Source organism: Curtobacterium sp. APC 4022 (genome assembly GCF_030407555.1).
Taxonomy (GTDB): domain Bacteria; phylum Actinomycetota; class Actinomycetes; order Actinomycetales; family Microbacteriaceae; genus Curtobacterium.
This window is the reverse complement of sequence record NZ_JASDDD010000071.1, coordinates 1-14594: the sequence shown is the minus strand read 5'-3', so window position 1 is coordinate 14594 and position 14594 is coordinate 1. Positions and strand designations below refer to the sequence as shown.

12 protein-coding genes and 1 pseudogene are annotated in these 14594 nt (G+C 71.1%); 3 read left to right on the top strand and 10 right to left on the bottom strand.

The window, feature by feature from the left end:
* The 7 genes and pseudogenes from QL987_RS15725 to QL987_RS15695 all read right to left on the bottom strand — a co-directional run.
* Positions 1 to 677, bottom strand: a pseudogene (locus QL987_RS15725) (hypothetical protein); the annotation flags it as partial.
* Between the two features lie 14 nt (positions 678 to 691).
* Positions 692 to 1672, bottom strand: a complete 981-nt coding sequence (locus QL987_RS15720; RefSeq protein ID WP_290158557.1) for an endo-beta-N-acetylglucosaminidase H — start codon at positions 1670 to 1672, stop codon at positions 692 to 694.
* Positions 1673 to 1795: 123 nt separating this feature from the next.
* Positions 1796 to 4825 (bottom strand): glycoside hydrolase family 38 C-terminal domain-containing protein, encoded by a 3030-nt coding sequence (locus QL987_RS15715; RefSeq protein ID WP_290158555.1) that lies wholly within the window; start codon positions 4823 to 4825, stop codon positions 1796 to 1798.
* A gap of 37 nt (positions 4826 to 4862) precedes the next feature.
* Positions 4863 to 6218, bottom strand: coding sequence for a cellulase family glycosylhydrolase (locus QL987_RS15710; protein ID WP_290158553.1), 1356 nt, complete (start codon positions 6216 to 6218; stop codon positions 4863 to 4865).
* Positions 6218 to 7186 (bottom strand): carbohydrate ABC transporter permease, encoded by a 969-nt coding sequence (locus tag QL987_RS15705; protein WP_220039238.1) that lies wholly within the window; start codon positions 7184 to 7186, stop codon positions 6218 to 6220. The genes QL987_RS15710 and QL987_RS15705 overlap by 1 nt, the downstream gene beginning before the upstream one ends.
* Complete coding sequence (locus tag QL987_RS15700) at positions 7183 to 8061, bottom strand: sugar ABC transporter permease (RefSeq protein ID WP_110904020.1); 879 nt, start codon at positions 8059 to 8061, stop codon at positions 7183 to 7185. The genes QL987_RS15705 and QL987_RS15700 overlap by 4 nt, the downstream gene beginning before the upstream one ends.
* Before the next feature lie 37 nt (positions 8062 to 8098).
* Positions 8099 to 9394, bottom strand: coding sequence for a sugar ABC transporter substrate-binding protein (locus QL987_RS15695; protein ID WP_290158551.1), 1296 nt, complete (start codon positions 9392 to 9394; stop codon positions 8099 to 8101).
* 102 nt (positions 9395 to 9496) lie between these two features.
* Between QL987_RS15695 and QL987_RS15690 the strand changes: the two genes are divergently transcribed.
* The 3 genes from QL987_RS15690 to QL987_RS15680 all read left to right on the top strand — a co-directional run bounded on the left by QL987_RS15690 (position 9497) and on the right by QL987_RS15680 (position 11248).
* The gene (locus tag QL987_RS15690) at positions 9497 to 10534 is read left to right on the top strand and encodes a LacI family DNA-binding transcriptional regulator (protein ID WP_290158550.1); all 1038 of its coding nucleotides are present in this window, start codon (positions 9497 to 9499) and stop codon (positions 10532 to 10534) included.
* Positions 10535 to 10663: 129 nt separating this feature from the next.
* Positions 10664 to 10987 (top strand): hypothetical protein, encoded by a 324-nt coding sequence (locus QL987_RS15685; protein WP_111075963.1) that lies wholly within the window; start codon positions 10664 to 10666, stop codon positions 10985 to 10987.
* 108 nt (positions 10988 to 11095) lie between these two features.
* Positions 11096 to 11248, top strand: a complete 153-nt coding sequence (locus QL987_RS15680) for a hypothetical protein (RefSeq protein WP_181439339.1) — start codon at positions 11096 to 11098, stop codon at positions 11246 to 11248.
* 72 nt (positions 11249 to 11320) lie between these two features.
* Here the strand turns inward: QL987_RS15680 and QL987_RS15675 are convergent, their stop codons facing one another.
* The 3 genes from QL987_RS15675 to QL987_RS15665 are packed head-to-tail and all read right to left on the bottom strand — an operon-like array spanning position 11321 to position 14507.
* A complete protein-coding gene (locus QL987_RS15675) occupies positions 11321 to 12172 on the bottom strand; it encodes an EamA family transporter (protein ID WP_290158548.1) in 852 nt (283 codons plus the stop codon).
* Complete coding sequence (locus QL987_RS15670) at positions 12169 to 12846, bottom strand: response regulator transcription factor (protein WP_290158547.1); 678 nt, start codon at positions 12844 to 12846, stop codon at positions 12169 to 12171. Before QL987_RS15670 ends, QL987_RS15675 begins: the two co-directional genes overlap by 4 nt.
* Positions 12847 to 12875: 29 nt before the next feature.
* Entirely contained in the window at positions 12876 to 14507 is a 1632-nt protein-coding gene (locus QL987_RS15665) for a sensor histidine kinase (protein WP_290158545.1), read from the bottom strand.
* Positions 14508 to 14594: the final 87 nt, after the last annotated feature.

Here is a 14594-nt window from a genome sequence, read left to right as displayed (position 1 = left end):
CGGACGACACCGCTGCTGCGCACCGCCCGGCCCGCGGGCTCGATGCGGACGTCGTCGAGCCAGCCGCGGACCGGGCGGTGCGCAGCAGCGGTGTCGTCCGCGCCGGTGGCGGGGGTGGGCTGGTCTGCTCGGCCGAGGCGGGCCTCCAGGCGGTCCACCACCCGGCCGACGTACGCCGACAGGTCGACGGTCCGCCGGTTCCACTGGTCGACCCACTGCTTGCGGGCGTCGTCCTGCGCCTCGGGGGTGACCGCGTCGCCGTACTGGTCGACAAGGCGAGCCTGGTCGACGGGGCGAGCCTGGTCGACGGCGCGAGCCGGGTCGACGCGGTGCGCGCCCGACGCTCCGTCGCTCAGCCGGGTGCCGTCGGTGAAGACGATGTCGAGTGCGAACGCCGTGGCGGCCCAGAACCCGTCCAGGTCCCGTTCGGCCGGTTCGGTCTGCCCCGCGGGCAGGGACCGTTCCGGGAACCAGACCCAGGTCAGGACGTCGGTGGGCCCGACCTCGTGTCCGTCGAGCCCGGGGACGACCACGACGGTCGTCCCCGGGCCGGTCCGTTCGACCGGGGACGCCTCGTGCGAGACGAACCCGACCCCGTTCCGGGCCGCGACGGCGGTCGTCGGGCCAGCAGTCGTCGGACTGGCAGTCGTCTGGCCGCCACGGCGTTCGTCACTCATGGATCCGTCGTCTCCTACTTGTAGACGGCCGACTGGCCGTAGAGCACCTTCGTGAACCCGGACACGTACGGGCTGACGTCGCCGTCCGGCAGGTTGTACGTCATGAAGACGCCGTACCCGTCGGCCTTGCTGCGCTGCGCCAGGCTCACCGCGGTCGCTGCCGGGGTGTTCTGGATGTCGATCGCGGCGGCGGACAGCTTCGACTTCCCGACCCCCGGGATCGTCGGCGCCGTGTAGGTGCCGTAGTAGGGGTTCCAGGCGTAGTCGAGCTTCTTGCCGATGGACGGGTTCGCGGTCTTCAGGGCGTCGGACGACGGGCCGATGTCGTAGAACGAGATGATCTTGCCCGGCATGTCCGCTCGGAGCGCCGAGATGAGCCACCCGATCGACTGCTCGTTCGGCTGCGGGGTGCCGTCCACGCCGTAGTCCGAGTACTCGTCGTCCAGGTCGACGCCGTCCAGCCCGTACTGCTTCACGGTGGCGGCGACCTGCGCGGCGAACTCCCGCGCCTCGGCCTTCGAGGTGAAGTTCGCCAGCCCGGTGCCCTGGTGGTTCCCGAGCACCGAGAGCGTCACCTTGATGCCCTTGGCCTGCAGCGGACGGATCTGCGTCGCCGCCTGGTCGAGGGTGCGCTGCACGTTCTCGTTGGCGTACAGGACCGCGTCGCCGTCGGCGTCGCGGTTGATGTTCGCGGCGAAGATGATCGCCACGTCGAACGCGTTCGCGCCGTTCGCGAGCGTGTACCGGCCGACGTTCCGCAGTTCGTCGTTGTTCACCTCGACGTACGCGATGCTCGTCGGCCCGGTCTTCGTCGGGGCGCCGTGGCCCGGCCGCCCGTGCCCGTGCCCCTGCCCCTGGCCCCCGTGGCCCTGGCCGTGCCCGTGCGATGCCGCTGCCGGCCCGCCCGGTGCTGCCGATGCGGCGGCGGGCACCATCGGCGCCGCCACCATGGCGACCAGCGCCGCCACGATCCCGATCTTCATGGACTTCTGCATGTCACTCCTCTTCGAGTGGTGTCCGCGGCGACGAGGTGCCGCCGCGGGTCCACGACCGACCGGCCGTGGACCCGCCGCCGGGACACCCGAAGTCCCGACGGCGGGGGTCTCAGCGGGCGCCGGTCAGCGGCCGCTCCGCGGGAAGCGGAAGGTGCGGACCTCGAAGGCGTCGACCGCGAAGGCCGCCACACCGTCGGTGACCGCCGCGACGCCGGGCAGTGCCGGGTCGGCCTCCTCGAGCAGCGTGACCTCGACCGGCTCCCCGAAGGGCCCGTCGACGCCCAGTCCGCCGATACCCCGTCGTCCCGCCGGCTCGTACACGCGGACGACCAGGTCGCCGGAGCGGTCGTCGGCGAGCTTCACGGCCGACACCACCACGTCGCCGGAGGCCTGGACGAGCGGCCCGAAGCCGTGGTCGCCGGTGACGGTCCGGGCGGCGCTGTTCATCGCCGTGCCGGCCGCGGTCGCCCCGATCACGTCGGTGCCGATGACCAGGCCGTACCGGTGGGTCTGGACGCCCTGGTCGGTCTCCGGGTCCGGGAACCGCGGCGCCCGCAACAACGAGAGCCGAAGGGTGGTCGTGACGTGCCCGTCGACCGAGTCGCGGGTGACGTCGAACCCGTGGATCGAGTCGTTCACCAGCGCGACGCCGAACCCGGGCTCCTCGGCGAGCACGAAGCGGTGCATCGACGTCTCGAACTTCGCCGCCTCCCACGAGGTGTTCGTGTGCGTCACCCGCTTCTGCGCGCCGAACTGGGTCTCCGCGATGGTGTGCTCGGCGCGGACGTCGAGCGGGAACGCCACCTTGAGGAACTTCTCGGTCTCGTGCCAGTCCGTGACCTGCGCGAACTCCAGGGTGCGGGCCTCCGGTGCGAGGGTGATCTCCTGCGTCACGGTCGACTCGCTGAACGCTCGCGAGACGGTGACGCGGGCGGTGCCGTCCGCGTCGACCGAGCCGCGCAGGGCGGTGACGTCGACCAGGTCGTCGACCCGGTTCCGGTAGTACCGGTCGACGTCCCACGCGTCCCACATGTTCGGGAAGTCCTGGTGCAGCTGCAGCAGGTTCGCCACCTGGCCGGGGGCGATCGCGTCGCGTCCGGTCGTCAGGTCGACGGCACTCGTGACGAGTCCACGGCCGTCGACGACGACGCGGACCAGCTCGTTGGTGAGCACGAACCCACCGTCGGCCTCGGTGAGCGACACCGCGGTCGTCGCCGGGACGTCGGTCGCGACGACCGCGCTGAGCGCTCCGGTACCGGCCTGGAGGACCGGGGCCGGGTTGGCGACGACCGTCCGGTCCCCGTTCCCGGCGAGGGCCGACAGAGCGGCGGCGATGAGGGCCTCCAGGCGGTCCGCGATCTCGGCGTACCGCTCGATGGCCTCGCGGTGCACCCACGCGATCGAGGTGCCCGGCAGGATGTCGTGGAACTGCTGGAGCAGGACCTGCTGCCACAGCGCGTCGAGTTCGTCGTACGGGTACGCGAAGTCGGTGCGGGCGGCGGCCGTCGCGCACCACAGCTCCGCCTCGACGAGCAGGTGCTCGCTGCGACGGTTGCCCTGCTTGGTCTGGTGCTGGCTGGTCAGGGTCGCGCGGTGCAGCTCGAGGTAGAGCTCGCCGACCCACACCGGCGGGTTCTCGAGCTCGGACTTCGCACGGTCGAAGAACGCATCGGGGTGCTCCCACGTGACGCGGGCGCTGCCCTCCAGGTCGGCGAGCCGTGCGGCGGTGCCGGTCATCTCGCGCGTGGTGCCACCGCCGCCGTCGCCCCAGCCGACGGGGGCGATCGAGCCGGAGGCCAGGCGGTTCTCACGGAACTGGCGCGAGGCCTTCGCCACCTCGGACCCGGACAGGCGCGAGTTGTACGTGTCCATCGACGGGAAGTGCGAGAACACCCGCGATCCGTCGATGCCTTCCCAGAGGAACGTGTGGTGCGGGAACTTGTTGACCTGGTTCCACGAGATCTTCTGCGTGAAGAACCACTCGAAGCCCGCGCGGCGCATCAGCTGCGGCAACGCCGGCGAGTACCCGAAGCTGTCGGGCAGCCAGACACCCTTCGGTCGGATGCCGAACTCGCGCTCGAAGAACCGCTGGCCCTGCGAGAACTGCCGGACGATGCTCTCACCGGTCGGCATCACCGTGTCGGACTCGACCCACATCCCGCCGAGCGGCAGGAACCGGCCGGCGGCGACGGCGTCCTTCACCTTCGCGTAGACCTCGGGGCGGTGCTCCTTGATCCACGCGTACTGCTGCGCACTGGACATGCCGTAGAGGAAGTCGTCGGTCTGCCCGATCAGCTCCGTCATGCTCGACGTGGTGCGGGCGACCTTGCGGATCGTCTCGCGCACCGGCCAGAGCCAGGCGGAGTCGATGTGCGCGTGGCCGACGGCGGAGATCCGGTGCGCGGAGGCCTCGGCGGGGGCGGCGAGCACCTCGGCGAGCGCGGCGCGGGCATCGGACGCCGTCTCCGGGATGTGCTGCAGGTCGAGGGCGTCCAGGGCGTCGTCGAGCGCCTGCAGGATCCGCATCCGGCGCGGGCCCTGCGGCAGTTCCTCCTGCAGTTCGAGCAGGACGTCGATGTCGAGCGCGAGTTCGTGCACCTCGGACGCGAAGACGGCCAGGTCCATCCGACGCGACGTGTAGAGCCGCTTCGACGACGAGGTCCGGATGTCGCCCTCCTGCGTCACGAGGAAGGGGTGGTAGTCGAGCAAGACCGGGTTGGACGCTGCCTCGACGAAGAACTCGACGGTCTCGCCACCGACGGCCTCTTCGGCGAGGAGCACCCACTGGTTGCGGGGGTTGATCGACTTCACCGGGGTGCCGTCGGACAGGTACACGAGTCCTTCGCACTGGAAGCCCGGCATGTTCTTGTCGAACCCGAGGTCGACGATCGCCTCGACGCGCTGCCCGGCCCACTCGATGGGGACCGTGCCGCTCAGCCGGAACCAGGTGGTGCCCCACGCGGCGCCCCAGGGGGTGCCCACCTCGTACGGCTCGAAGGTGAGCGCGAGCCCCTCGGCGGGGGCGATCGGCTCGCCGGGCAGCTCGTGCCAGGCGGTGTCGAGCGGGACGGCGGTGGCGTGCACCTCGGGCAGGATGCGCTCGTCGAGCACACGGCGTGCGCGGCCGATGGTGAGCAGGATGTCGTCGTGCATGGGTCCTTCCGGGGACGGCGGTGGTCGTGCGGTTCGGTCAGGGCATGGTCGCGGGGTGCGCGACCGACAGCGTGGTCGTCGTGGTCTCGGCTGGGACGTCGACGCAGGTGCGGATGCCGCGCGCAGCCAGCAGCGCGGTGTCGCCGAGGCGGGAGCGCAGGACCACCTGCGGGCCGCGTCCGTCCTGCTCGGCGATGCTGAGCCAGGCGGCGGCGAACCGGCCGCCGGGGGCCGAGTCGGCGCGGGTGCCGGAACGGGGCACTCCGTCGGGTGTGACGTCGTCGAGCACGAGTGCGGTCGACGGCGGGGTGGGTGCCTCGGAGCGACCGTCGCCGAACGCCAGCGCCATCTCGCGGAACCGCTCCCCCGTCGGCTTCACCCGGCCGTCGTTCGTCAGGAGACCGAGGTCGTACTCGAGCTCCGGGAAGTCCGCGAGCGACCGGGACACGTCGTGCGAGCACCACCACGTGATGCCGGCGAGGTGCTGCACGTCGAGGGCGTGCCGGATCGTCTGCTCGGTGAAGTCCGGGGCGTCGGCCACGTCCACCACGTTGGTCGGTGCGCCGACCTCCTGCAACCAGTTCGGCCGGTCAGCGCGCTCGTTCCACGCGGCGGCGAGCTGGAGCAGGTACTCGCCGTGTCGGACGGATCCGGCGCCCATGGCTCCGTGCAGGCGGGCGGCGCCGTTGAACACCCACGAGTGCGTGACGGTGGCGTCGCCGTGCTCGGCGGCGTGCTCGGGGCCGAACGGCTGGGCGTCGTCGTACCAGGCGGCGTCGTACTGGGCCAGGGTGACCAGCGGTCGCCGGGGCGGCGGGGCGGACGTGCCACGGGCCTCCCGGCCGATGCCGATGCCGGTGCCGGTGCCGAGCCCCGCGCGGGCCGCGTCGACCATCGCCGCCGCCCACGCGTGCCCCTGGGCCGGCGTCGTCGGGAACGGCGCCGGGTGCGGGGCGTGCGCGAACTGGTTCACCTCGTTGCCGATGGTGATCCCGAGCAGGTTCGGCCGGTCGGCCACCGCGTCGGCGAGCGCCCGGACGTAGTCGGCGGTCGACGCGACGACCTCCGGGTCGGTGAACATGTTCCGGCGGTGCCAGCTGTCCAGCCACGACGGCACGAAGTCGAAGCTCGACAGGTGCCCCTGCAGCGCGTCGACGTTGACGTCGAGCCCGAACGAGCCGGCGATGTCGACGACGGTGGCGACGTCCTGCAGCGCCGCGGGCCGGATCAGCGTCCGGTTCGGCTGCACGACCGGCCAGAGCGGGAAGATCCGCACGTGGTCGGCGCCGAGGCCGGCGATGGCCTCGAGGTCCCGCGCGGTGTCCGAGGGTGAGAAGTCCAGCCACGAGTGGAACCACCCGTTCGACGGGGTGTGGTTGACGCCGAAGCGCATCAGCCCTTCACCCCGCCCTCTTCCACGCCCTTGAAGAAGAAGCGCTGCAGGAGCGCGAAGATCACCGCGATCGGGATGAAGGCGATCATCGTGCCGGCGGCGATCATCCGCTGGTCGGTGGCGAACGTGCCCTGCAGGTACTGCAGGCCGACGGTCAGGGTGAGCTTGTCCGGCGACTGCAGGACGATGAGCGGCCAGAGGAAGTCGTCCCAGGCGCCGATGAACGAGAAGATCGCGATGACGGCGATGGTCCCCTGCACGGCCGGGAACGAGATGTACCGGAGCCGCTGCAGGGCGTTCGCGCCGTCCATCACGGCGGCCTGGTCGATCTCCTCGGGCACCTGCCGGAACGCGTTGAACATGAGCAGCACGTTGAGCGCCGCGATCATGCCAGGCAGGGCGACCCCGACCAGGGAGTCGGCGAGGCCGAGGTCCTTGACGGTGACGAACTGGGAGATGATCGTCGCCTCGCCGGGCAGCACCAGGGTGGCGAGGAACAGACCCAGGACGAGCTTGCGGAACCGCCACTGCAGCCGTGCCAGGGCGAAGCCGGCGAGGGTCGCGAAGACGATGTTCCCGAGCACGTCGATCGCGGCGACGATGAGCGAGTTGCCGATGTACCCGAAGACCGGGATCGCGTCGGCCACCCGCAGGTAGTTGCCGATCGTCGGCTGCGAGGGGATGAACGACGGGTTCGCGGTGTAGATGTCCTCGCCGGTGCCCTTCAGCGACGTCGAGAGCTGCCAGACGAACGGGCCGATCGTGATGAACAGCACGACGACGAGCAGGACGTAGCGGACCACCTTCTCGCGGGTGGACATCACGCCCCACACGGCGCGTCGGCGCCGCTTGCCGGGCGGCCTGGAGGCTCCCCTCCCGCCCGTCGCGCCGGCCACGTCGGGCGTCGGTGCGGCCAGGCCGGCGTTGCCGCCGATGACGGGTTCGCTGGTGTCGGTCGTGTTCGTCACTTGTCCGCCTTGCTGTTCATCCGGGCGAGGGCGAGCATCGGGATGAGCGTCACGGCGAAGAGCAGGAGGCTCAGGGCGGACGCGTAGCCGAGGTTGCCGGTGAAGCCGCGGGCGTACTGCTGGATGAGCATGACGAGGGAGTTGTCCTGGCCGCCGGGGCCACCCGTCCCGTTCGTCAGGATGTAGAGCTCGCTGAACACCCGGAGCGCGGAGACGCAGACCAGGATGCCGACGAGTGTCATCGTGCCGCGGACACCGGGCATGGTGACCGACCAGAAGCGTCGGACGGAACCGGCGCCGTCGAGGGCGGCGGCCTCGTGCAGGTCCTTGCCGACGTTCCCGAGGGCCGCCAGGAAGATGATCATGTAGTAGCCGAGGCCCTTCCACACGGTCAGGCTGATGGCGCTGAACAGCAGGAGCCACCGGTCGGTGAGGAACGGGATCGCCCCCTGCACGATGCCGAGCGACTGGGCCATCTCGTTGACGACGCCACGGTCGTCGAGGATCCAGTTCCAGATCAGCCCGACGACGACCGCGCTCGCGATCACCGGCGTGTAGTACGCGGTGCGGAAGAACGCGATGCCGGGCATCTTGTGCTGGACGAGCACCGCCATCAGGAGCGGGAGGACCGTCAGCAGCGGCAGGCACACCGCCATGTAGATGACGCTGTTGAGCAGCGCCTCCCACACCTGCGGGTCCGCGAGCAGGGTCCGGAAGTTCGCCGTCCCGACCCAGGCGCTGACCCCGCCGAGCGGGCTGGCGTTCGTGAACGACAGCCGCACGGTGTTGATCGACGGCCAGAGACTGAACGCGAGCAGCCAGACCAGTGCGGGCAGCACCAGCAGCCAGGGCGTGAACCAGCGGTTCGCACGCATGACGATCCTCCCTCTTCCTTGACGTGACGGGGCTGGATCAGCCGTTGGCGAGCAGGGTGTTCATCTTGTCCTGGGCGGTCTGCAGCGCCTTCTCGGGGCTCACGCCGCCCTTCATCGCCAGCGCGATCTGCTGGTCGAGGAAGTCCGTCATGGCCGAGTTGGCCTCGACCGGGTTGAGGTTCTTCGCGGTCTTCAGCGCCTCGTTGGCGAGGACGCGGGCCTTGGCCTGCACGGTGCCGTCGTCCTTCGAGAAGAACGGGTCGGACTGCGACGACTTCGTCGAGGGGAAGATGTTCACCAGGTGTGCGAACGCCTCCTGGTTCTCCGCGTTCGTCATGAACGCGGCGAGCGCTTCGGCGGTGGCGATGTGCTTGCTCTTCGCCGAGACGCTGAGGCCCTGCACGTACAGCGGCGGGTTGTCCAGTGCCGGCGAGACGATGATGTTGCCCTTGAGCGACGGGTTGTTCTTCTCGAAGTCGCTGATCGCGGTCGCGCCACCGGTGGTCCAGGCGACCTTGCCCTGCGTGAAGAGGGTGGAGTTGCCGAGGTAGTCGGTGTTGAGGACCGACGACGGCATCAGGCCCTCCTTGTAGGCCTTCGCGTACTTCGTGATGAGGTCGGCCGCCTTCGACGAGTTCGCGAACGTGAACTTCGTGCCGTCGGCGTTGAGGATCTTGACGCCGGCGAGCGAGAAGTCGCTCAGGCCGGGCTTGCGGCTCATCAGGTAGTCGTCCGGGCACTTCTGGTGCATGGTCTCGGCCTGCGAGAACAGCTCGTCGGTGGTCTTCGGCGGGCTGGCCGGATCGAGACCGCACTTCGTGAACATCGTCTTGTTCCAGTAGTCGATGTCGGTGTTGAGGTACCAGGGGTAGCCGAAGGTGCCGTCGACGCCCTTGTAGTCGTAGGCGGTGAGCGAGCCCTTGACGTAGGTGCTCGAGAGCGTGCTGTCGTCCTTCGCGACGTCCTGCAGGAACCCGCGCTTGGCGAGGGGCAGGGCGATGTCCGGCGGCAGGTTGATGACGTCGGGCAGCGAGTTGCTCGACGCCTGGCTGAGCACCTTGTCGGCGTACCCGTCGCCGGGCTGGTCGACGAGCTTGACCTGCGCGTCCGGGTACTTCTTCTCGAACGCCTTCACGACCCCGTTGAGGTAGTCCGTGTAGGTCGGCGTGAGGGCCCAGGTCTGCAGGGTGATCGACCCGCTGACCTTCCCGTCACCGCCGCCGGTGCTGGCGGTGCCGCCACTCGAGCAGCCGGTGAGGACGAGGGCGGTCGCTGCGGCGCCTGCCAGGATCGCGGCCACTCGGCCCGACGTGGTGCGGTGGGTGCTTCTCATCGTTGCTGACTCCTTCGTCGAGCTGCTGAACCGGTTCAGCGATGTGCGCCGAACCCCTGCGTGACGGCGACGATGCCTGACTAAAGCGCTATAGTCAACCCCGTGGCCACAGGACGTCGAACGACGATCGCGGACATCGCAGCCCGGGCTGGCGTGTCCATCAGCGCCGTGTCGTTCGCACTGAACGGGCGCCCGGGCGTCTCCGAGTCGACACGGGAACGGGTGCGCCAGGTGGCCCGGGACCTCGACTGGCAGCCGCACACCGCCGCGCGGGCCCTGGGCGGCGCGAAGGCCGGGTCGATCGGCTTCGTCCTCAACCGGCCGGCCCGCACCCTGGGCACCGAGTCGTTCTTCGGCGACCTGATCTCCGGCATCCAGCTCGGCCTGACCGGCACCCACATCGGCATGACGCTGCTCGTCGCCCGTGATGCCGAGGAAGAGCTCGAGACCTACCGCGACTGGTGGCGCGGACATCGTGTCGACGGCGTGATCGTGATCGACCCACGACGGGACGACGACCGGCTGCGCCTGCTCGCCGAACTTGGCATGCCGTCGGTCGTCGTCGGCTCCCACCCCTCGCCCGCCGGCGCGGCCCCGAGCGTCTGGATCGACGACTCCGACGCCACCGACACGGTCCTGCGCTACCTGCGTGCCCTCGGACACCGGCGGATCGCGCACGTCTCCGGGCCGCCCGAGTTCGAACACACCGCTCTGCGGATCGACCGGGTGCGGGCGTTCGCCGGCGCGGGCGACGACCCCGACGACCGGACCGAGTCCGTGCCGACCGACTACTCCGCCGAAGCCGGCGCCGCAGCCACCCGCCGTCTGCTCTCGGCAGCGACCCGACCGACCGCGATCGTCTTCGACAACGACGTCCTCGCCGTCGCCGGGCTCGGCGTCGCCAGCGAGATGGGCGTGCGGGTGCCGCAGGACGTCTCGATCGTGTCGTTCGACGACTCGGCGATGATCCGGCTCGTCCGGCCCGCGATCACCTCGCTGACGCGTGACACCGTCGAGCTCGGACAGCGGGCCGCCGTCCTGCTCCGAGAGCAGATCGAGTCCGACGCTCCCCTGCCGTCACGCCCGGGCCCCGAACTGACCCTGAGCGTCCGCGAGTCCACCGCCCGCATCACCCCCTGATCTGGTCGCCGGGTCGTCCCGGACACGCCGGAGCGCAGGCGGGACTTGATGCCGCGCTCGAACACATGTTCGAATACGACGGTGGGACGGCGTCGCGAGAACCGGTGGCAGCCCCCGGAACACCCGGAGGTGGAACGCCCGAGCGCCTTCACCCTGTCGGAGGAGGCCCGGGGTGGCGACGTCTGCCACGCGGTCACCCCGATCCCGGTCTGGGCGTGGGTGCAGTTCCCGACCTTCCACGTCCGCGTGAAGGCCTTCGCCCGCAGCTGGACCCGCGACGCCGTCCTGGTCGAGTGGGCGCAGTTCGGGCAGCAGGCAGACGCGTGGATCTGGCGCTCGGCCGTCAAGCACCGCACCCTGCGCCCGGTCGATCCCCGGACCGGGCACGCGCCGACGAACGGCAGCCGGTCCGACCCACGGCCGGTGCGATCGCGTTCTCCGGAGTCCGCATGACGCACTGCGTTGACTTCCCGACCGCCGACGAGGATCGTTCGTGACACGCCGGTTCGTGGAACTACTCGATCATCGAGACATCCGGCCGCACCGCAGGGAGGAGGCACCGTGAAGAAGACCGACGTGCCCTCCTGGGTCGCCCACGTGCTCACCCCGCCCGAGGTCATCGCCGCCTACGTCGACCGCCGGGTCAACGACCCGTCGCTGCTGTCCGGCGTGCAGGCGGAGCCCACGTACGCGGACTTCCTCCGCGCCGAGTAGGCGCCGAGTCACCGGCACCGCGACGCCCGGTCAGGTCGACGCGATGCCCCGTCAGACCGCCGCGACGACCGGTCAGGCCGCCGCGACGCCCCGCCGCGACGTGAGCGTGACCCCGGCGCTCGCCGCGGTGACACAGACCAGGGCGACGACCTCGAGCACCGACAGGGCCTCCCGCAGGACCACCAGGCCGGCGAGCGCCGCGATCGCCGGGCCGAGGCTCTGCAGCACGCCGAACACCCGCGTCGGCATCCGGCGGAGCGCGGACATCTCGAGTGCGTAGGGCAGCACGCTCGACAGCAGCCCGACGACGGAGAACACGACGAGCAGCGTCGGGTCACCGGCGACCCCGGCGACGGCTGGCCGCAGTCCGAACGGCAGGGCCACCACCATCGCGACGAGCATCGACACCGCCAGCCCGTCGATGCCGGGGATCGCCGCGCCGACCCGGCGGTTCATCACGATGTAGGCGGCCCAGCACCCGGCGGCCAGAACGGCGGCCACGACTCCCCCGACGTCACCGATCGCGGACGGTCCGACGCCGAGCAGCACCACGCCGGCGAGCGCCAGTGCGGCCCAGACGGCGTCACGCCAGCGCCGGGTGTGGGCGAGGGAGAGGGTCAGCGGGCCGAGGAACTCGATCGTCACGGCGACACCGATCGGGATCGTCGCGAAGGCCACGTAGATGAAGAGGTTCATGCCACCGAGGGCGAGACCGAGCAGGACCGCAGCGAGCCACTGGGCACGCGTCCAGTGTCGGACGCGCGGGCGGACGACGAGCGCCAGGACGACCGCACCGATGACGAGCCGGAGTGTGGCGGCCCCGACCGAGCCGACCTCGTCGAAGCGGGTCTTCGCGACCGCGGCGCCGATCTGCACGGACAGCATCGCGGTGAGGGCCAGCAGCGGTGCCGGGACCCGGTTCATCCGAGGTAGGCCAGGACCGCCAGGACACGGCGGTGGTCCTCGCCGGTGTCCTCGAGCGCGAGCTTGCCGAAGATGCTCGTGACGTGCTTCTCGACCGCACCGGTGCCGATCACGAGCGCGCGGGCGATGGCGGCGTTGGTACGGCCCTCCGCCATCAGGCCGAGGACCTCGCGCTCGCGGGGTGTCAGCGCCGCCAGGGGGTCACGGCGGCGACTCATCAACTGGGTGACGACCTCGGGGTCCAGCACCGTGCCTCCCGAGGCGACCCGGCGGACCGCGTCGTCGATCTCGTCGAGCCGGGTGACGCGGTCCTTGAGCAGGTAGCCGATGCCGGCGCTGCCGGCGGCCAGGACGTCCTCGGCGTAGGCCGCCTCGACGTACTGCGAGAGCAGCAGGATGCCGGTCCGGGGTGCGATCCGCCGGGCCTCGACGGCGGCGCGGACGCCCTCGTCGGTGAAGGTCGGCGGCATCCGGACGTCCATCACGACGACGTCCGGCGCCAGCGTGGGCAGGGCCGCGAGGAACGAGGCCGGGTCGCCGAACTGGCCGACGACGTCGATGCCGGCTTCGTCGAGCACGCGGGCCAGGCCTTCGCGCAGCAGGACGGCATCGTCGACGACGACGGCCCGGATGCGGACGGCCCGGATGCGTGCTGCATCCGGGCCGTCGGTCATGCGGTCAGCCTAGCGGCGACGTGGTCCGCTCACGTGCGCGGGACGGGCACGCCGTTCAGGGCGCCGAGCGGGATCCGCGCGGTCGCCTCGGTCGGTCCGCCGAGCGGGCTGGACACGGTCAGCTCGCCGTCCAGGGCCCGCATCCGGCCCATCAAGCCCTCGATGCCGTGCCCTTCGCGTGCAGTCGCCCCGCCGCGGCCGTCGTCCGTGACGCTGACCGTCAGGAACCAGGTGCCGGCGGTGTCGACCAGCAGCCCGAGGTACACCCCGGCCACCGAGGCACCGGCGTGCTTCGCGGTGTTCGTCAGCAGCTCGCTCACCGTGAAGTACACGTTCCGCTGGATCTCGGTCGCGAGCCCCAGGCCCTCGGGCAGGCGGATGTCGAGTCCGACCGGGATCGGCGAGCGGGAGCACAGCGCCTCGAGTGCGGCGACCAGCCCACGGTCGAGCAGGATCGGCGGCGCGAACCCGCGGGACAGCGCCCGGAGTTCGTCGAGCGCGTCCTGCGCGTGCCCCGAGGCCTCGCCGATCAGTCGCTTGGCCCGCTCCGGGTCCTTCTCGAACGACCGCTCGGCGGCGGCGAGGTCCATCCGCAGGCGGACCAGTCGCTGCTGCGGCCCGTCGTGCAGGTCGCGTTCGATCTGCCGGAGCGCCTGCCCCTCGGCGGTCACCGCACCGGCGCGGGAGGCCTGGAGGCCCGCCACCCGCTCCTCGAGCACCTCGGCCCGGAAGCCACCGAGCAGACCGTGGTCGATCCAGTAGTGCGCGAGCACCGAGCCGCGCAGCCAGAGCGGGAAGAGGACGACGCTCGCCGCCATCGACAGCAGGGCGAGGAAGAGCACGCCCGCACCGGAGCCGATGTCGTTCGGGTCGAGCAGGTAGCGACCGCCGATGACGTAGGCCAGGACGACGACGACCGGCCAGAGGAACCCGACGGCCAGCAGCAGCCCCGCACCGACGGTCACGACGGCGGCGAGTGGGTAGACGACGACCGCGTGCAGCAGGTACAGCCAGTAGTGCGGGTTCGCGACGGCCGAACCGGTGCGCGTCCACCAGTTCTGCTGCCACTTCGGCGTCCAGTCCACCGGGCGGATCGGCCGCGGGTCGGCCCAGCTCATCCGGAGCTTCTCGAACTGGCCGAGCCACCGGGCGACGAACAGTGCCACGAAGAACAGCAGCAGGGTGAACGGGTTGAACACGTCACGGGAGCCGAGGCCGCCGATGCCCAGGATCGCGGGGAACGCGAAGTACAGGGTGCAGAGGAGCACCGCGGTGAGGGCCATGTAGCCGAAGTCCCGCGGCGACCGACGCCAGGCTTCCCGGTAGAAGGCACCGGCGCTCAGCCGGCCACCGCTGCCGCCGGTGCCTCCGCTGCCTCCGCTGCCTCCGCTGCCTCCGCTGCCGGAGCGGATCGGGGCGTCCGGACCGCGCCCGCCGGGCGTCGACCCGGTCGGCTTCGACGTCGGGGCCGGCGTCACGGGCGGGGTCGCGTCCCAGCCGCCGGGAGGCCCGCCAGGACCGGGTGCAGTGGCGGAGGGCATCGGGATGGTCGCTTCCGGTGTCGTGGTGTCGAGCGGGACGGTCTCGGCATGGTCGGGCGAGGTCACGGCGTCGTCCAGAGGGACGGTGCGAGCCAGGTCGAGCCGGTCGGTGTCGGTCATGCATCGAGCCTCGCCCAGGAGCGGGCCCGGTCCCATCCTGCCGCCTCCCGGACCCGTGGTGGGGTTGTCCCCACCCCCGTTGTCCCC